Here is an 18,450-nt window from a genome sequence, read left to right as displayed (position 1 = left end):
AGGGTGTTCGCAGTTCTTTTCCAGCGAGGAGCGATCCGCATGGCAGCCGTCCAAACCCGACGCAAGCGCAAGCTGGGGCAGTTCCTCAACGCCTTGCGCAAGCGGGCGGGCAAGACCGAGATCGACTACCACGCGTTGACCAGGAAGACGCAGTCGACGCTGTCGCGGATGGAGAACGGTTACATCAGTCCGAGTTGGACCGAACTGGGCGCGCTGCTCGGGCTCTACGGGGCGACCGATGCCGAACGGCGCGAGGCGGAAGCGCTGTGGGAGGACGCGAAGCAGGACGGCACGCGCCTGGTGTACGCCGCTGCCTTCACCCCGGAGGCGCGGACCTACGCCCGGCAGGAGGCCGATGCCACGGAGGTGCGCACCATCGAGATGATCGTCATCCCGGGGCTGCTCCAGACGCCCGCCTACGCGGCGGCGATCAGGCTCGCGGGGCAGCGGTTCATGGACTCGTCGGTGTCCGCGGAACAGGTGGCCGCGGCACTGGCGAACAGGCAGCGCCGGCTGCCCGGGTTAAGGCTGCACGCGGTGATCGACGAGGCCGCCCTGCACCGGATCGTCGGCGGTTACGCCGTCATGCGCGAGCAGTTGTCGCATTTGCTCGAGAAGGGGAAGCAGGACAACATCACCATCCAAGTGGTTCCGTTCGGCGCCGGTGCCCACGGAACCATGTCGGGTGGTGGCGCGACCGCTCTCCGCTTCGAGGACAGTGATCCTTCGGCCGTGTACCTGGAGTACGCGGGTGGTGGCAAATGGGTGGACAATCGCGCCGACGTGCAGAAGTACCTGTTGCACTTCGAGGAAATCGTGAGCGAGGTCGCCCTGTCGCCCAAGGAGTCGGCGTCGCTGATCAGAAAACTGGCAACCGCACTGAAGGACACATGAACAACGACAGAGCATGGCGCAAGAGCACTTACTCCGGCGCGGGCAACAACTGCGTCGAGCTGGCCGTGGGACGGAGCACGACCAGCGTCAGGGACAGCAAACGGCCAGGACCCAGGTTGACCTTTGCGGAGCGTCCATTCCGGGCGTTCCTCACGGCTCTTCGGGAAACCTGACCGCAACCGCCAACCCGCCGTCCGCCCCCGGTGTCGCGGTCACCGTCGCACCGTGGGCGGCGGCGATGGCACGGACGATCGACAGCCCCAGGCCCAGGCCTCGATCGCCCGTCGTGGTCTCGTCCCGGTCGAGTCTGCGGAACGGCCGGAACAGCCCTTCCACCTCGTACGGCTCGATCCTCGGGCCGGTGTTCGCCACCCTCAGGACGCCCGGTCCGGCGTTCACGTCGACCCACCCGTCCCGGTGGTTGTGCCTGATCGCGTTGTCGACCAGGTTGCGCACCAGGCGCTCCAGCAGCACCGGGTCGCCGACGACCTCGCACGGCGACATCTCGTGGTGCAGGTCGACGCCGGCCCGTTCGGCGACGGCCCTCGACTGCCACAGCACGTGCTCGGCGATGTCGGAGACGGACGTGCGGGTGCGCTCGGTGAGCTCGTTCTCGCTGTCGGCCAACGTGAGCAGGCCGTCGATGAGCCGTTCGTGGCGGGCGTTCACCTTTAGCAACTCCGCGCCCAGTTGCTTGGCGTCCGCCGAGGCACCCGGTCGGGTGATCGAGACCTCGATGAGGGCCCGTTTCACGGCCAGCGGGGTGCGCATCTCGTGGGACGCGTCGGCGACGAACCGGCGTTGCCCGTCGAACGCGCGGTCCAGGCGTTCCAGCATCGAGTTGAACGTTTCAGCCAGCTCGGCGACCTCGTCGCGCGGCCCGGTCGGCGGTATCCGCTCGTGCAGGCCGTGGCCCGCCGCGATCCGCCGGGCGGCCTCGGTGATGCGGTGCACCGGCTGCAACGCGCTGCGCGCCAGCAGCCACCCGAAGGCCACCGCGATCGCCGCCACGCACAGCAATGCGAGGCCTCCTCGGGTGAGCAGCGATTGCAGCACCTCGTCGCGGTAGCGGACCTGGGCGGTGCGGATGGCCTCGATCACCTGGTCGGAGGATGCGTTGCGCAGTTCGCGCAGGCTCGCGCCGTCACTGAACGGTTGCAACCGGCCGTTGAGGCTCTGCCACACCAGGAAGTAGGTGACCGCGAGCAGGGCGGCGCCGGCGAGCAGGAACAGCCCGCCGTACAGCGCCGTCAGCCGGCCGCGGATGCTCCACCGGCCGATCACGGGATCCGGTATCCCACACCGGGCACGGTCTCGATCAGCGGCGGTTCACCGAGCTTGCGCCGCAGTTTCACTATGGTCACCCGCACCGCGTTGGTGAACGGGTCGATGTGCTCGTCCCACACCTTCTCCAGCAGGTGCTCGGAGGTGACCACCGCGCCCTCCGCCCGGACCAGTTCCGTCAACAGGGCGAACTCCTTGTTGGCCAACGGAATGAACTCACCCGCACGGGTGACTTGGCGACGGGCCGGATCGACCCTCAGGCCCGCCCGTTCGAGCACCGGCGGGTTCGGCGGGCGGACCCGGCGCAGCAGCGCGTGCACCCGGGCGGACAGCTCCACGAAGGCGAACGGCTTGGGCAGGTAGTCGTCCGCGCCGAGGGCCAGCCCGGCCACCCGGTCGCGCACCGCGGCGGCGGCCGTGAGCATGAGGATGCGCGTCTCGGCGCCCGAGTCGGCGACCCGGCGGCACACTTCGTCGCCGTGCACGCGCGGTATGTCGCGGTCGAGGACGAGCACGTCGTAGGCGTTGACCGACAGGCGTTCCAGCGCGGAGTCGCCGTCGTGCGCCACGTCGACCGCGAACGCCTCGCGGCGCAGCCACTCGGCGATGGCCGCCGCCAGCGTCGCTTCGTCTTCGACCACGAGGATGCGCATGGGTCCATCGTGCGCCGGGGGCCATAACGTCCGCATAACCAGATTAGGTAACGCGCTGGTTATAGCCCCCCTGGTCGACTGTCCCCACCGATCGAGGAGGGGACATGCGAAGCAGCATCGTGCCGGCCGCGCTGGCGCTGGTACTGACGGCGTGCGGCTCGGGCGGGGCGGAGGTGGGTTCTTCGTCGTCGTCGAGCGCGGCGATGAGCCAGGAGGACCGGTCGCGGGAGTTCGCGAAGTGCATGCGCGACAACGGCGTGGACGTGCCCGACCCGGAGCCGGGGGGAAAGCCGGGCGGCTTCGGCAAAGTCGACCGCACCGATCCGGACTTCGAGCGCGCCAGGGAGGCCTGCCGCGAGTACCTGCCGGGCGGCGGCGACCTGTCCAAGGTGGACCCGGACAAGCTGGAGCAGCTGAGAGCGTTCTCGCAGTGCATGCGGGACAACGGCATCGACCTCCCGGACCCGGACCCGAACGGCGGCAAGCTGAGCGGTCTGGGCCGGATCGACCGCGACAGCCCAGCCTTCCGCTCGGCTCTGGACGCGTGCCGCGACGAGCTGCCGGAGCTGGGCCGATGACCGGGCCGGTGTCGCCAACCCCGGATCCCAGCCCGGCATCGGACCGTGTGCCGCCCCGAACCACCGGCGCCGATCCGATGACGGTGCGTGTGCCGGTCGTGCGCGGAGTGGGCGCGCCGGCGCCCCGTTGTGTCGTCGGTTTCGGTCCGCGGGGGCGGAGATCGGAGCGGCGGCAGGCCGAGCTGTCCGAGGCAGCTCCACGACAGCTCAGCGTTCCGCTCGCCTTCGACCGTGTGCCACGACGAGTTGCCGAAGCCAGTCCGACGAGCGGGCCGGTGTCGACCACGGCGGCCTTGGGCTCGGGTTGGCGGCCAGGCGTGTGCCGACAGGATCCGCTGGAACCGAGCCCGCTGGGCAGACGCGCGGCCCGCAGGTGCGTCGGCCGCGTTCGGTCGGTGGGACGTCGGTGTAGCGGGCTGCTTGGACCGGGATCTGGTTGGGGCAAGCCGACTGGTCTTGGTCGGCTCGTCGACGAGCCCGGTGTCCTGTCCGGCTCTGGTCGTGTGTCGGAGCGACTTGGCGACGCTGCGCCGATGAGTGGACGGATGCGGACCACGGCAGCTTGGGGTTCCGGTTGGCGTCGGGATGTGCGCCGGCACGAGCCGTTAGAGCTGGGCCTGTTGGGCGGACGCGTGGCGAGCACGTGCGACGCCTGGGTTCGGTCGGGGAGATGTCGGCGTAGCGGGCTGCTTGGACCGGGATCTGGATGGGGCAAGCCGAGTGGTCTTGGCCGGCTCAACGACGAGCCGGGTGCTCTGTTCGGCCCCGGTCGTGCGTCGGACCGACCTGACCAATCCGGGCCGGCGAGCTGGACTCGTGGGATCGCGTTGCGGGCGAACGCGCCGGTCGTGCAAGACACAGGTGTCGAAGCTGCGAGCCCTCGGGTAGCGGCCGACACCGGACGTGTGCGGTGCCGAGCTGCCGCAGTCGAAGCGATCAGAAGGCGCGCGAGGACCGCGTCGAGTGCGAGTGCGCTGGTCGTCCTCGGGGTCGTCGCCACCGCGGCTGCGGACGTGAGTGAGGTGGGAGGTGTTGGCGTGGTGAGCCGCAGGGAACCGAACGAGGGAGAGCTCGACCAGTGCGACCGCGACAACCGGGCGTTCCGGCCGGCCTGGGACCTGCGCCGGACCGAGCCGACGGAGTTGGGCCGATGAGCAGGCGTGCGCGGCTGGCGTGGGGAGCCGGCGCGTTGGTGGTGTTGGGGGCAGGCGGTGTTGCGGCAGTTGGCCTCGGTGGTGCGGAACCCGTGTCCGTGAGTGCGGCGAACCTGCCACCGGCCACGGCGAAGGTGTCGGCGACGACGTTGACCCGTACCGAACGGGTGACCGGCACGTTGACCCACGGCACGGCCACGCCCGTGCCAGTCGGCGCGCAGGGCACCGTCACCTGGCTGCCCGAGCCCGGCACCGTCATCGGACGTGGCCAAGCGCTGTACGAGGTGGACGACCGGCCCGTCCCGCTCCTGTTCGGCGCCACCCCGGCGTACCGGTCGCTGGCCCCCGGCGCGGTCGGCGGCGATGTCCGCCAATTGGAGGAGAACCTGCTGGCACTCGGCTACGGAGGGTTCACGGTGGACGAGTCCTACACCGCCGGCACCGCGACGGCGGTCCGCGCGTGGCAGCAGGCGCTGGGCGTGCCGGAGACGGGGACGGTCCAGCCGACGGACGTCGTGGTCACCGGCGGCGACGTGCGGGTGGCCGAGCTGAAAGCCCAGCCGGGCAGCCGCGCGACCGGTCCGGTCCTCACCCACACCGGCACCACCCGGGTCGTGGTCGTGCCGCTCGACGTCGGCAAGCAGCACCTGGTGGCCGAGGGCGTGGCGGCGACCGTCGGCCTGCCGGACGGCAAGTCGGTCGAGGGCACCGTCAAGTCGGTCGGCACCGTCGCCACCAGCAGCCCCGCCCAGGCGGGCTCGACCCCGACCACCACGGTCGACGTCGTGGTCTCAATCGCCGACCAGGGCGCGCTGGGTCGCCTCGACTCGGCGCCGGTGGACGTCCTGCTCGTCTCCGAGCGCAAGGAGGGCGTGCTGGCGGTGCCGGTAGGAGCCCTGGTGTCCCTCGGCGAGGGCAAGTACGGCGTGCAGGTGGTCGAGAACGGCGCGACGCGGCACGTGCCGGTGGAGACGGGCCTGTTCGCCGCCGGCCAGGTCGAGGTCGCCGGCGACGGCATCGCCGAGGGCGTCGAAGTGGGGGTGCCGCGATGACCCCGGTCGTGCGGTTGCGCGGTGTCGGTCGCGAGTACCAGGGGGTGGTCGCCTTGCGGGACGTGTCGCTCACCGTCGAGCGCGGCGAGTTGGTGGGCATCGTCGGCCCGTCCGGGTCCGGCAAGTCGACGATGCTCAACCTCATCGGCACCCTCGACCGGCCGACGCACGGCGAGGTGCGCATCGACGGGCACGCCGTCCGCGAGCTGTCGGACCGCGCCCTGTCCGCGCTGCGGGCGAGCGTGATCGGGTTCGTGTTCCAACAGTTCCACCTGGCCATCGGCGTGTCCACAGTGGACAACGTCGCCGACGGCCTGCTGTACGCGGGCGTCGGCCTGAGGCAACGCCGTCGGCGCGCCGCAGAGGTACTGGAGGCGGTCGGTCTCGGCCACCGGCTCACCCACCGCCCGCACGAGCTGTCCGGCGGCGAGCGGCAACGCGTGGCGATCGCCCGCGCCGTGGTCGGGCGGCCCGCGCTCCTGCTCGCCGACGAACCCACCGGGAACCTCGACTCGACGTCCGGCGAGGCCGTCCTGGGGCTGCTGCGCTCCCTCAACGACGCGGGCACGACCGTCCTCGTCATCACGCACGACCAGGAAGTCGCCGCGACCCTCCCGCGACGGGTGGACGTGCGCGACGGTCGGGTGGTGCGCGATGCCTGACCTGCGACCGGTCCGCCTCTCACCGGCCGACGTGCTGCGGGTGGGCGGCGCGGGCCTGCGCGCCAGGCCCGCCCGGGTGGTGCTGTCGGCGTTGGGCATCGCGATCGGCATCGCGGCGATGATCTCGGTGGTCGGCATCTCGACCTCCAGCCGCGAAGACCTCAACCGCCGCCTCGCCGCGCTCGGCACCAACCTGCTGACCGTCGGCCCGGGCCAGACCCTGTTCGGCGAGCAGACCCACCTGCCGACCGAGTCGGTGGGCATGATCGGCCGGATGGAGGCGGTCACCTCCACCACCGCGACGGGAAAGGTGGTGGACGCCCACGTCTACCGCAACGACCACATCCCCGAGACCCAATCCGGCGGCATCGCCGTCCTCGCCACGAGGACCGATCTCCTGGACACCGTCGGCGCGACGGTCGCCAAAGGCGTCTTCCTCAACGACGCCACCGCCGACTACCCGGCCGTCGTCCTGGGCCCCAAGGCCGCCGAACGCCTGGGCGTCGCCGCCCCGAACGAACCCGTCCACTTGGGCGGCGAGTGGTTCACCGTGGTGGGCGTCCTGCACCCGACACCCCTCGCGCCCGAACTCGACACCGCCGCCCTGATCGGCTGGCCGGCAGCCCGGGAACACCTGGGCTTCGACGGCTACCCGACCACGGTCTACGCCAGGACCAGGGAGGACGCCGTGCACAGCGTCCAAGCGAACCTGGCCGCCACCGCCAACCCCGAGCACCCGGACGAAGTGGAGGTGTCCAGACCCTCGGACGCCCTGGCGGCCAAGCAGGCCACCGACGAGACCCTCAACGCCCTGCTCCTGGGCCTGGGCGCGGTGGCCCTGCTGGTCGGCGGCGTCGGCGTGGCCAACACCATGGTCATCTCGGTCCTCGAACGCCGGGCCGAGATAGGCCTCCGAAGATCGCTGGGCGCCACCAGGTCCCAGATCCGCACCCAGTTCCTGACCGAATCGCTCCTCCTCTCCGCGCTGGGCGGCGCGGCGGGCGCGGTCTTGGGCGTCTTGGTCACCACGGCTTACGCCAGTTACCAGGGGTGGCCGTCCCTGGTGCCTGCCTGGGCAACGCTGGGCGGGATCGCCGCCACCGCCGTCATCGGCGCCCTCGCTGGCCTCTACCCGGCGGTCAGGGCCGGCCGCCTGTCACCGACGGAGGCCCTGGCGACCCCGTGACTCCGCACAAAGCGGGCGCCGCTCACCGAAGGGGGTGATATAGCTCGACCGTGGCAGGCATCCAGCGGGCGGAGGCGACGTTCGGTGGCACCGTCGAACAGGCCTTGCGCGACATCAACCACACGACCAACCACTACTACGGCGACCGCCCGACACCGATCACCCCGGGCACGTCGGTGGCGCCGCCGTTGGGCCGGCTCACCCACAAGGTGCGCGGCAGGTCCGAGCTGGTCGCCGCGCTGACCGACGACGTGGGCGGCTCGATCGCCGTCCTGGCCGCGGGCGGCGGCTTCGGCAAGACCACCGTCGCCCTCGACGTGGCCCGGACCCTGCCGAGGGTGTGGTGGGTGGACGCGTCGTCGCGGGACAGCCTGCTGGCGGGCTTGGCGGAGGTGGCGTTGCAGGCCGGCGCCGACTCGCACGAGGTGCGGGAGGCGTGGGCGGGTCGGGGCGGCTCGGCGATCGAGCTGCTGTGGCGCAACCTCGACCACCAGTCCGAACCGTGGGCGTTGGTCTTCGACAACGCCGACGACCCGGACGTCCTGGCGGCGACGAACCACCGCGTGGCCGACGGCAACGGCTGGCTGAGGACGCCGAAGCCGACCGGCTCGATCCTGGTCACCAGTCGCACCGGCACCGGCTGGCCGACCGCCGCACGGGTCCACCAGGTGCGCCAACTCGACCCCGACGACGGCGCGCAAGTGCTGCTCGACCTGGTCGACGCGGGCGATCGCCGGGACGCCGCGGCCCTGGCCCGACGCCTGGGCGGCCTCCCGCTGGCCCTGCGCCTGGCCGGCCGCTACCTGGCCGTGGCCCAGGACGCGCCGGCCCTGCCGGGCCTGGAGCCGCCGACCACGTTCATGGCCTACCTGGAGCGCTGGGACGAGAGGTTCACCGAGCTGACCGAGGGCGAGTCCGCTTCCCCGAGGGAGTCCTTGAGCCGCACGTGGGAGATGTCTATGGACCTGCTGGCCGAGCGCGGCCAACCGCAGACCCGGCAACTCCTGCGCCTGATCTCGACCTTCGCCGAGGCGCCTGTCCCGACGTTCGCCCTCGACGCCGCCGTCATGGCCGCCTCGGAACTCCTGCGCGGCCTCACGGCGCACCAGTTGTCCTTGCTGCTCAGGGCGCTCCAGGACGTCGGCCTGCTGGACGTGGTCGAATCGAGCGTCGTCGTCCACCCGGTGATCCGCGACGCCAACCGCCACCAACCGGACTTCGAGCAGAACCGGCAGGCCTACGCGGACCTGGTCGCCCGCCTGCTGCGCGACGCCACCAAGGAGCACTGGGGACGGGACCCGGAGGCCTGGCCGCGATGGCGGTCGGTGGTGCCGCACTTGGACGTCCTCGGCGAGATCGACGACCCCGAGCTCGAAGAAGCGACGGCGACCGTGCTGTACCACGGCGCGGAGTACACCAGGGCGGTCGGCCTCTACGCGGTGTCGGAGGCGCTCTACGACCGGTCACTGGCCGCGTGCCTGCGGGTGACGGGACCCGACAGCGAGAGCACGCTCGCGGTCCGGCACTCCCGGGCGGACCTTCGGCGGAGCCAGGGCGACCTGGCCCTCGCCGAGACCGAGCACCGTGCCCTGCGGCACGACCTCGAGAGGACGGCCGCGGACGCATCGCGCATCCTCGACATCCGCGCCTGCCTGGCCGAGATCCTGCACGAGCTCGGCCGGTCGGAGGAAGCGGAAGCCGAACTCGACGACGTGGTGGCCGAACGCGGCCGGGTGCTCGGGCCCACGGCGCTGGACACGCTCGAAGCGAAGCACAGGTTCGGACACCTGCTGTGGGACAGGGGCCGGCTGACCCAGGCGGCGGACGAGCACCGGGAGGTGTTGGCGGCCAGCGTCGCGCACCGGGGTGACGAGGACGTGTACACCCAGATCGTCCGGGTCTGCCACGCCCGCGTCCTCCAACAGCTCGGCCGGGTGGACGAGGCGGAAGCGGAGCTGCGGAGGGCGTGTTCGGCCCCCGAGAGCCCGCTGAACGCCCGGTGGTTCCTCTCCGGCCTGCTGCGCTCACGACTGCGGTTCGAGGAGGCCGAGGTCGAGCACCGCGGTGCGCTGGACGAGTTCGTGCGGGTGCTCGGCGACGAGCATCCGCAGACGTTGGCGCTCCGGCACGACTTCGGCCACCTGCTCGAGGAGAAGGGCAGCCTCCCGGCCGCGGAGGCCGAGCACCGGCAGGTGGTCGAGGCGCAGGTCCGACTGTTGGGCGCCACGCACCCGAACACGCTGAAGACGCGGCACTGCCGGGCCCGCATCCTGCGCAAGCAGGAGCGGTTCGACGACGCGGAGGCCGAGTTCCGGGCCGTCCTGGTGGCCCGCGAGGGCGCACTCGGCCCCGACCACCACCTGGTCCTAAGCGTCCGGCACCAGCTGGGCCACCTCAGCGAGCAACGCGGCGACCTGGCCGGGGCGGAGGACCACCACCGCGTGGTGATCGTCGGGTTGACGCGGGCGCTCGGCGCACGGCACCCGGACACGCTGGACAGCCGCCTGTGCCTCGGCACGCTGCTGCACCGACAGGGACGGCACGCGGAGGCGGAGGCCGAGTTCCGCGCGGTGTCGGGGCTGTCGGCGCGGGTGCACGGCGCCGCGCACGTCAACACCCTGTCCAGCCGCTACCACCTGGCCGCGGCCCTGTCCGAGCAGCGGCGCTGGGGCGAGGCCGAGCTCGAACTGCGGGCGGTGCTGGCGCTCGCGGTCCGCACGCTGGACGAGGAGCACCCGTTCGTGGCCGCGGTCCGCGACGGGTTGGCCGCGCTGTCGGGGTGACCGGCGTCCGGCGGACGCGGGCCACCCCGGCAGGACTCAGGAGCCGACCAGCCTGGCCGCCGCCAACGCCACCGGGTCGAGCGACTCCGGGGACGTGACGACGTGGTGTTGCAGGTCGGTGCGCATCCGGGGGTCCCAGAAGCGCTCGATGTGGCCGGCGACGGCGGTCGCGGCGGTCGCCGGTGGTTGGTGGTGGAACTGGCGGGCGATCTCGTTCGCCAGGCGGACCGTCGGTGGGATCGTGCCGCTCATGGGTGCTCCTGTGGAAGTCAGTCGACCACCGCGCGCTCACGCGTGCCCGGGACCGCCGCCGCCTCCGCGCCCTCGGCGCGCAGGGCCACCTGGACCGCGGTGACCTTGTACTCCGGGCAGTTGGTCGCCCAGTCGGAGTTCTCCGTGGTCACCACGTTCGCCCCGGTCACGGGGTGGTGGAACGTCGTGTACACGACACCGACCGGCATGCGGTCGGAGATGACCGCGTGCAGCGACGTCGCCCCGACCCGGCTCGCGAGCGTGACCGAGTCGCCGTCGCCGATCCCGCGCACCTCGGCGTCGTGCGGGTGGATCTCCAGCACGTCCTCCGGGTGCCAGGCGATGTTCGCCGTCCGCCTGGTCTGCGCGCCCACGTTGTACTGGCTCAGGATCCGCCCCGTGGTCAGGATCAACGGGAACTTGCGGGTCGTGCGCTCGCTCGTCGGCACGAACGACGTCGGCACGAACCTGCCCTTGCCGCGGGTGAACGAGTCCACGTGCATGGTCGGCGTGCCGGCCGGCGCGTCCTCGTCGCACGGCCACTGGATGCTGCCCAGCCGGTCGAGCGCGGCGAAGGACACCCCCGCGAACGTCGGCGTCAGCGCCGCGATCTCGTCCATGATCTCGCGCGGGTGCGTGTAGGGCATGTCGTAGCCCAGCGCCGCCGCCAGCTCGCACACGATCTGCCACTCGTGCTTGCCGGTCTTCGGCGCCATCACCGGTCGCACCCGATTGATCCGCCGCTCGGCGTTGGTGAACGTGCCGTCCTTCTCCAGGAACGACGTGCCGGGCAGGAACACGTGCGCGAACTTCGACGTCTCGTTCAGGAACAGGTCTTGCACCACGACGAGGTCCATCGCGCTCAGCGCCGCCGTCACGTGCGCGAGGTTCGGGTCGGACTGCGCGATGTCCTCACCCTGCACGAACAGCCCGCGGAACGTGCCCGCGATCGCCGAGTCGAACATGTTCGGGATGCGCAGGCCGGGCGTCGGCAGGATGCTGCGCCCCCACACCCGCTCGAACACCGTCCGCACCGCGTCGTCCGACACGTGCCGGTAGCCCGGCAGCTCGTGCGGGAACGACCCCATGTCGCACGACCCCTGCACGTTGTTCTGCCCGCGCAACGGGTTCACGCCGACACCGTCCCGGCCGACGTTGCCGGTGGCCATCGCCAGGTTCGCCATGCCCATCACCATCGTGGACCCCTGGCTGTGCTCGGTCACGCCCAGCCCGTAGTAGATCGCGGCGTTCCCGCCCGTCGCGTACAGCCGGGCCGCCGCACGGATCTCCGCGGCCGGCACCCCCGTGATCGACTCGACCACCTCCGGGCTGTTCTCCGGCCGCGCGATGAACTCCGCCCACTCCTCGTACCCCTCGCACCGCGACGCCACGAAGTCGGCGTCCACCAGCCCCTCGGTCACGACGACGTGCGCGAACGCGTTCACCACGGCCACGTTCGTGCCGGGCTGCAACTGCAGGTGGTGGGTCGCCTGGACGTGCGGCGAGCGCACCAGGTCGATCCGGCGCGGGTCGATCACGACGAGCTTCGCGCCCTCCCGCAGCCGCCGCTTCATCCGCGACGCGAACACCGGGTGCCCGTCGGTCGGGTTGGCGCCGATCACCACGATCACGTCCGCCGCCGCCACCGACCGGAAGTCCTGGGTGCCCGCGGACTCGCCGAACGTCTGCTTCAGCCCGTAGCCGGTGGGGGAGTGGCACACCCGCGCGCACGTGTCGACGTTGTTGTTCCCGAACGCCGCCCGCACGAGCTTCTGCACCACGTACACCTCTTCGTTGGTGCACCGCGACGACGTGATGCCGCCGATCGCGCCGACCCCGTGCGAGGCCTGGATCTCCCGCATCCGCGACGCGGTGTAGCCGATCGCCTCCTCCCACGACACCTCGCGCCACGGATCGGTGATCTTCTCCCGCACCATCGGCGACGTCACCCGGTCCGGGTGCGTGGCGTAGCCGAACGCGAACCGACCCTTCACGCACGAGTGGCCCTCGTTCGCGCCACCGTCCTTGTACGGCACCATCCGCACCAGCTCGTCACCGCGCAGCTCGGCCTTGAACGAGCACCCGACACCGCAGTACGCGCACGTGGTCAGCACCGTCCGGCTGGGCATGCCCAGCTGTACCACGGACTTCTCCTGCAACGTCGCCGTCGGGCACGCCTGCACGCACGCGCCGCACGACACGCACTCCGACTCCATGAACGGCACGCCGCCCGCGGACACCTGCGACTCGAACCCCCGACCCTCGATGGTCAGCGCGAACGTGCCCTGCACCTCGCCGCACGCCCGCACGCACCGCGAGCACGAGATGCACTTGGACGGCTCGAAGTCGAAGTACGGGTTGCTGGTGTCCTTCGCCGCCGACAGGTGGTTCTCGCCTTCGTACCCGTACCGCACCTGCCGCAACCCGACCGCGCCCGTCATGTCCTGCAACTCGCAGTCGCCGTTGGCCGAGCAGGTCAGGCAGTCCAACGGGTGGTCGGAGATGTACAGCTCCATCACGCCCTGCCGCAGCTTCGCCAGCTTCGGCGTCTGGGTGCGCACCTTCATCCCGTCGGCGACCGGCGTGGTGCACGACGCGGGCGTGCCGCGCCTCCCGTCGATCTCCACCAGGCACAGCCGGCACGACCCGAACGCCTCCAGGCTGTCCGTCGCGCACAGCTTGGGGATGTCGATGCCGCTGGTCGCGGCGGCGCGCATGACCGACGTGCCGGCGGGCACGGTCACCGGGATGCCGTCGACCTCCACCGTCACCGAGGTCGAGGACGTCACGGCCGGTGTGCCGAAGTCCGGTTCCTTCAAGATCGTCACGGGGTGGCCCTCCTTGGGGTGAAGTCGTCGGCGAAGTGCTGCAGCGCGCTCCGCACCGGGTTGGGCGTGAGGCCGCCCATCGCGCACAGCGACCCGTCGGCCATCAGCTCGCAGAGGTCGCCCAGCAGGGCGAGGTTGTCGTCGACGTCCTCGCCGCCGACGATCCGGTCGATCACCTCGACCCCGCGCACCGCGCCGACCCGGCACGGCGTGCACTTGCCGCAGGACTCCTCCGCGCAGAACGAGAACGCGAACCGCGCCATCGACGCCATGTCCACGGTGTCGTCGAACACCACGATGCCGCCGTGGCCGAGCATCGCGCCCGCCTCGGCGAACGCCTCGTAGTCCATCGCCAGGTCCAGCCCGGACGCCGGCAGGTACGCCCCGAGCGGCCCGCCCACCTGCACCGCGCGCACCGGCCGGCCGGAGAGCGTGCCGCCGCCGTGCACTTCGACCAGGTCGCGCAGCGAGACGCCGAACGCCGACTCGAACACGCCGCCGCGCGCGATGTTCCCGGCGAGCTGGAACACCTGCGTGCCCCGCGACCGCTGCACGCCCAACGCCTGGTAGGACGCGCCGCCGTCGGCCAGGATCGCGGGCACGGACGCCAGCGTGAGCACGTTGTTCACCACGGTCGGCTTGCCGAACAGGCCGGTGATCGCGGGGATCGGCGGTTTCGCCCGCACCACGCCCCGCTTGCCCTCCAGGCTCTCCAGCATGGAGGTCTCCTCGCCGCAGATGTACGCGCCCGCGCCGACGCGCACCATCAGGTCGAACTTCAGCGCGGAACCGAGCACGTCGTCCCCGAGCCAACCCCGCGCGTACGCGATGTCGATCGCCCGGCGGAACGTCCGCACCGCTTCGGGGTACTCCGACCGTATGTAGATGTAGCCCTCGGTGGCGCCGACCGCGAAAGCCGCGATGGCCATTCCCTCGATCAGGCAGAACGGGTCGCCCTCGATGAGCATCCGGTCGGCGAACGTGCCGCTGTCGCCCTCGTCGGCGTTGCAGCACACGAACTTCAGCTCGCCGGGCGTGTCCGCGACGGTCTTCCACTTGATGCCCGCCGGGAACCCCGCGCCGCCACGTCCGCGCAACCCGGAGTCGGTCACCTCGGCGACCGTCGCCGCCGGTCCGATCGCCAACGCCCGCCGCAGACCCGTCATCCCGCCGTGCGCGAGGTAGTCGTCGGGCGACAACGGGTCGGTGACGCCGACGCGCGCGAAGCACAGCCGGTGCTGCGCGCGGAACCACGGCAGCTCCTCGACCACCCCGACCCGCAACCCGTGCTCCGCGCCGTCCAACATCCCGGCGGCGACCAACGCGGGCACGGCCTCGGCGGTCACCGGCCCGTACCCGACCCGGCCCGCGTCGGTGGCCACCTCGACCAGCGTCTCCAGCCACAGCATGCCGCGCGAGCCGTTGCGCACGACCCGGACGGCCCGGCCCGTGAGCGCGGCTTCCCGGGTGATCGCGGCGGCGACGGCGTCCGCGCCGACCGAGAGCGCGGCGGCGTCGCGCGGGACGTAGACGGTGGTGGTCATCGCAGCTCCATCTCCGCGTCGACCAGCCCGTCCAGCCGGGCCGGGTCGAGCCGTCCGTGCAGCCGCCCGTTGACCCGGGCGGCGGGTCCGAGGGCGCAGTTGCCCAGGCAGAACACCTGGTCGAGGGTGACCGCCGCGTCCGCGCCGGTCTGGCCCACCTGCACGCCGTACGCGGCCTCGGCGTGCGCGACCAAGCGCTCGGACCCGACCGACTGGCACGCCTCGGCGCGGCACAGCTGCACGGTGACGCGGCCAGCGGGCTCGCTGCGGAAGTCGCTGTAGAAGGTGACGACGCCGTGCACGTCCGCCCGCGACAGGTTCAGCTCCTTGGCCACCAACGGGATCACCGACTGGTCGACGTAGCCGAACTCGGCCTGGATGCCGTGCAGGATCGGGAGCAGCGCGCCCCGGTCGCCGCGATGCGCCTCGATCACGGCGAGCACCCGTTCCACCACGCTCATGTGGCCTCCACTGTCGCCCGCAGACTGTATACCGTATTCAAACTGTACGCCTCTGCTCCCGCTGGCGACAGGCAGCGCCTCGACCTCGCCACCGCCGAACCCGGGGCAGCTCTCGTCGACCCGCCGGACGTGTCGACCCGGCCCCACGTCGCCCATCACTCACGCGTCCGCGACCTCGGCGTGTTCCACGGCAGCACGGCGTCTGCACCGCACGGCAGGGGCGCGCCGGTCGCGATCTCGACCGCGTGGCCGCTGTGCAGCGAACCCGCCATGTCACCCGCCCGCGCCCGGCCACGATCCACGGTCCGCACCCCGCCACCGCGTATCCGTCCATCGCCGAGTTGCCGAACGACGGCACGGCCACCAGTGCGCGCAACGGCGACGCCAACACCACGTCCAACGGCTTCCCCGCCTGTCGGGCCGCCTGCCTCGCCTCGGTCCAGGGGGTGCGCAGGGGGTCCGCTTGAGGGGTGTTCAGGAATGCATACAGGCGCTAGGCTACTCAATACTGTATACAATCTGCAAGGAGGGTGATCCTCATGCAGGTGCGTGAAGTCCTCGACGTCTACGGCCGCCGCTACCGCATCGGTGAGTCGGACCACGAGCTGCTGGGCCGTCCACGCGGCCGGATCGCCTGGCTCAGCGGCATCGCCATGCTCGTCACCGGCACCGCCCAGTACGGGTTCGGCGCTCTGGTGCCGGTGTTGGCGCAGCGGTGGAGCCTGGTCGAGCTGTGCTGGGCGTTCGCGCTCTGGACGGCGTGCCAGGCGGGCATCGCGTTCCCGGCCGCGTGGTTGCGCGATCGCGGCCTGCTGCCACCGCGCGCCGCCGTCGTCCTCGGCGCCGTGCTCGGCGCGATCGGCCTGCTCACCCTCGGCTCCGCCGACCACCTGCTCGTCGTCCACCTCGGCTACTCGCTGGTCGGCGGCGTCGGCACCGGTCTCGTCTACGCGACGTGCGTCGGCACTGTCATCCGCTGGTTCCCCGACCGGGTCACCGGCCGGATCTCCCTGATCACCGGCGCGTTCGCGCTCGGCGGCGTGCCGTTCGCGCTGGCGGCCGGCCTCTGGTTCGACGCGGGCAGCCGGACCGCGTTCCTGTCCGTCGCGGCACTGGTCGTGCTGGTGGTCGTGACCGCGTGCGGCCTGCCGTTGCGCGACCCGCCACCGAACTGGTGGCCCGCCGACGTCGACCCTCGCCACCGGGAACGGCGCACGCACCGCAGCAACCGCCCCGCCATCCGCCACTTCAAGCCGGGGGAGGCGCTGCGCAGCGGTGTCCTCGTGCCGATGTACGTGACGGTGGTGTTCGCGGCGGCGGTGTCGTTGTTCGACCTGGTGTTCCTGGCCGCCTTCGCCGACGGGACGGTGTTCGCGGCGGTGGCCCTGGCGGTGCTGGCCGCGTCGGCGGGGGCGGGGCGGATCCTCGCGGGCCGGATCTCCGAGGCCATCGGCAGGCGGCTCACGCTGCGGCTGGCGATGGCGACCGGCGGCCTCGCCCAGCTCGTGCTGCTGTTCGGCGGTCAGCGGCAGGACGCCGTCGCCCTGCTGGTCGGCGCGGGCGTGGCCGGTCTCGGCACGAGCTGCTGCTACTCGCTGCTGGTCGGACTCGTGCGCGAGTACTTCGGCGAGGACACCGCGCCGCTCAACTTCGCCGTCATCTACAGCGCCAAGGCCCTCGGCGGCGTCCTCGGCGTCGGCTTGGCGTCCCTGGTCGTCGTGTCGCACGGCTACGCCAGCCCGTTCCTCACCGCCGCCGTGCTCGGCGTGGCCGGCGCGGCGCTGGGCGGGCGGTTCAGCCGGCCGGGACGCCCCCGCCAGCTGCTGCCGCACCCGCGTGAGGCGTCGTGACCACCCGGCTGCCCCGGTTGGCGCCGGGGCGGCACGTCACCCCGGCGCACGGCTGCTGCCTGCTGGAACTGGTGTCCGCGCTGGCGGACGAGGAGTGGACCGACCGGCCGGCGACCGTGCACCCGGTCCTGGGCGCCGTCGCCCGCCGCGTGAACGACCTCAGCACGCCGGACGGCCGCCGTGCGCTGCTGGTCTTCGCGGTGCCGTTGATCGGCACCTCCACCGCCCGCTGCGCGGACGCCCTGGTCGAGCACTGCCTCCGCGCGGCGGGTCGCCCCCGTGCCCGGTGGACGAGGTGGTGGCCCGCGCTGGCGGTCCACCGCGCGACCAAGGAGGTGGCGCTCGCGGCGGGGGAGCACCGCGACGAAGCCCTGCGCCGCCTGCTGGCCGAGTGCGCCGAGCTGTGCCGAGCTGTGCCGAGACGAGGAGTGTCCACATGGGACGAGTGACGAGCAGGCGACGGGTAGTGCGCGTGGTGGACGGCGTGGCCGACGCCCGCGCGGACACCCTCACCGTCGAGGAGCCGCTGGAGATCCGCGTCGCCGGCAAACCGCTGTCCGTGACCATGCGCACGCCGGGTGACGACTTCGACCTGGCGGCGGGTTTCCTGGTCAGCGAAGGCGTGGTCCGCGCCGCGGAGCACATCACCTCGATCCGCTACTGCGCGGGCGCGACCACCGACGGCGGCAACACCTACAACGTGCTGGACGTCGTGCTGGCGGCGGGCGTGCCACCGCCCGACCCGTCGATCGAGCGCAACTTCTACATGACGTCGTCCTGCGGCCTGTGCGGCAAGGCGAGCCTCGACGCCGTGCGCACCAGCGCCACCTGGCCGGTGGCCGACGACCCGCTCACCATCGACGCCGAGACCCTCGCCGTGCTGCCGGACGAACTGCGCGCCGCCCAACGGGTCTTCGACCGCACGGGCGGCCTGCACGCGGCCGGCCTGTTCGACGCGGAGGGCGAGCTGTTGTGCCTGCGGGAGGACGTCGGCAGGCACAACGCGGTGGACAAGGTCCACGGCTGGGGCCTGAAGCACCGCGGCCTGCCCCTCACCTCCACCGTCCTGATGGTGAGCGGCCGGGCGTCGTTCGAGCTGGTGCAGAAGGCGGCGATGGCCGGCATCCCCGTGCTCGCCGCCGTCTCCGCGCCGTCGTCGCTGGCCGTCGACCTGGCCGCGGACGTCGGCATGACCCTGGTCGGCTTCCTGCGCGGCACGTCGATGAACGTCTACGCGGGCCGCCACCGCCTGGTCGAGCGGTAGGCGTC

17 protein-coding genes are annotated in these 18,450 nt (G+C 72.0%); 10 read left to right on the top strand and 7 right to left on the bottom strand.

The window, feature by feature from the left end; all coding sequences use genetic code 11:
• Window positions 1–39: 39 nt before the first annotated feature.
• On the top strand, window positions 40–894 hold the full coding sequence (locus tag LNK82_RS09845) for a helix-turn-helix domain-containing protein (protein ID WP_230566623.1): 855 nt from the start codon (window positions 40–42) through the stop codon (window positions 892–894).
• Entirely contained in the window at window positions 891–1,067 is a 177-nt protein-coding gene (locus LNK82_RS09840; RefSeq protein WP_230566622.1) for a DUF397 domain-containing protein, read from the top strand. Before LNK82_RS09845 ends, LNK82_RS09840 begins: the two co-directional genes overlap by 4 nt.
• Here LNK82_RS09840 and LNK82_RS09835 read toward each other — a convergent pair.
• Entirely contained in the window at window positions 1,045–2,178 is a 1,134-nt protein-coding gene (locus LNK82_RS09835) for a sensor histidine kinase (RefSeq protein ID WP_230566621.1), read from the bottom strand. The genes LNK82_RS09840 and LNK82_RS09835 overlap by 23 nt on opposite strands.
• Window positions 2,175–2,831, bottom strand: coding sequence for a response regulator transcription factor (locus LNK82_RS09830; RefSeq protein WP_230566620.1), 657 nt, complete (start codon window positions 2,829–2,831; stop codon window positions 2,175–2,177). The genes LNK82_RS09835 and LNK82_RS09830 overlap by 4 nt, the downstream gene beginning before the upstream one ends.
• A gap of 104 nt (window positions 2,832–2,935) precedes the next feature.
• Between LNK82_RS09830 and LNK82_RS09825 the strand changes: the two genes are divergently transcribed.
• The 5 genes from LNK82_RS09825 (at window position 2,936) to LNK82_RS47630 (ending at window position 10,246) form a co-directional block, all read left to right on the top strand.
• Window positions 2,936–3,409, top strand: a complete 474-nt coding sequence (locus LNK82_RS09825; protein ID WP_230566619.1) for a hypothetical protein — start codon at window positions 2,936–2,938, stop codon at window positions 3,407–3,409.
• A gap of 1,246 nt (window positions 3,410–4,655) precedes the next feature.
• The gene (locus tag LNK82_RS09820; protein WP_230566618.1) at window positions 4,656–5,615 is read left to right on the top strand and encodes a peptidoglycan-binding protein; all 960 of its coding nucleotides are present in this window, start codon (window positions 4,656–4,658) and stop codon (window positions 5,613–5,615) included.
• Window positions 5,612–6,277, top strand: coding sequence for an ABC transporter ATP-binding protein (locus LNK82_RS09815; protein WP_230566617.1), 666 nt, complete (start codon window positions 5,612–5,614; stop codon window positions 6,275–6,277). The genes LNK82_RS09820 and LNK82_RS09815 overlap by 4 nt, the downstream gene beginning before the upstream one ends.
• Window positions 6,270–7,463, top strand: a complete 1,194-nt coding sequence (locus LNK82_RS09810; RefSeq protein ID WP_230566616.1) for an ABC transporter permease — start codon at window positions 6,270–6,272, stop codon at window positions 7,461–7,463. Before LNK82_RS09815 ends, LNK82_RS09810 begins: the two co-directional genes overlap by 8 nt.
• Before the next feature lie 50 nt (window positions 7,464–7,513).
• Window positions 7,514–10,246: a tetratricopeptide repeat protein gene (locus tag LNK82_RS47630; protein ID WP_230566615.1), complete on the top strand. Its 2,733-nt coding sequence runs from the start codon at window positions 7,514–7,516 to the stop codon at window positions 10,244–10,246.
• Between the two features lie 36 nt (window positions 10,247–10,282).
• On the opposite strand, the gene LNK82_RS09800 is transcribed toward LNK82_RS47630, so the two are convergent.
• From LNK82_RS09800 to LNK82_RS48240, 5 genes are read right to left on the bottom strand one after another with little or no spacing between them, the layout of a single operon-like run.
• A complete protein-coding gene (locus LNK82_RS09800) occupies window positions 10,283–10,498 on the bottom strand; it encodes a formate dehydrogenase subunit delta (RefSeq protein WP_230566614.1) in 216 nt (71 codons plus the stop codon).
• A 17-nt stretch (window positions 10,499–10,515) separates the two neighbouring features.
• A complete protein-coding gene (gene fdhF, locus LNK82_RS09795; protein WP_230566613.1) occupies window positions 10,516–13,326 on the bottom strand; it encodes a formate dehydrogenase subunit alpha in 2,811 nt (936 codons plus the stop codon).
• The gene (locus LNK82_RS09790) at window positions 13,323–14,870 is read right to left on the bottom strand and encodes a formate dehydrogenase beta subunit (RefSeq protein WP_230566612.1); all 1,548 of its coding nucleotides are present in this window, start codon (window positions 14,868–14,870) and stop codon (window positions 13,323–13,325) included. Before LNK82_RS09790 ends, fdhF begins: the two co-directional genes overlap by 4 nt.
• Window positions 14,867–15,331: a formate dehydrogenase subunit gamma gene (locus LNK82_RS09785; protein ID WP_230566611.1), complete on the bottom strand. Its 465-nt coding sequence runs from the start codon at window positions 15,329–15,331 to the stop codon at window positions 14,867–14,869. Before LNK82_RS09785 ends, LNK82_RS09790 begins: the two co-directional genes overlap by 4 nt.
• A 37-nt stretch (window positions 15,332–15,368) precedes the next feature.
• A complete protein-coding gene (locus tag LNK82_RS48240; RefSeq protein ID WP_372470460.1) occupies window positions 15,369–15,695 on the bottom strand; it encodes a hypothetical protein in 327 nt (108 codons plus the stop codon).
• 175 nt (window positions 15,696–15,870) lie between these two features.
• On the opposite strand from LNK82_RS48240, the gene LNK82_RS09775 reads away from it, so the two are divergent.
• The 3 genes from LNK82_RS09775 to fdhD are packed head-to-tail and all read left to right on the top strand — an operon-like array spanning window position 15,871 to window position 18,445.
• Window positions 15,871–17,181, top strand: a complete 1,311-nt coding sequence (locus LNK82_RS09775; RefSeq protein WP_230566609.1) for an MFS transporter — start codon at window positions 15,871–15,873, stop codon at window positions 17,179–17,181.
• Window positions 17,178–17,630, top strand: a complete 453-nt coding sequence (locus tag LNK82_RS09770) for a hypothetical protein (RefSeq protein WP_230566608.1) — start codon at window positions 17,178–17,180, stop codon at window positions 17,628–17,630. The genes LNK82_RS09775 and LNK82_RS09770 overlap by 4 nt, the downstream gene beginning before the upstream one ends.
• Complete coding sequence (gene fdhD, locus LNK82_RS09765) at window positions 17,618–18,445, top strand: formate dehydrogenase accessory sulfurtransferase FdhD (protein WP_230566607.1); 828 nt, start codon at window positions 17,618–17,620, stop codon at window positions 18,443–18,445. The genes LNK82_RS09770 and fdhD overlap by 13 nt, the downstream gene beginning before the upstream one ends.
• The last annotated feature ends 5 nt before the right edge of the window (window positions 18,446–18,450 follow it).

This window comes from Saccharothrix luteola (genome assembly GCF_020859565.1).
GTDB lineage: Bacteria > Actinomycetota > Actinomycetes > Mycobacteriales > Pseudonocardiaceae > Actinosynnema > Actinosynnema luteola.
Note: the sequence above shows the minus strand (reverse complement) of the source record. Positions and strands in the feature narration are given on the sequence as shown.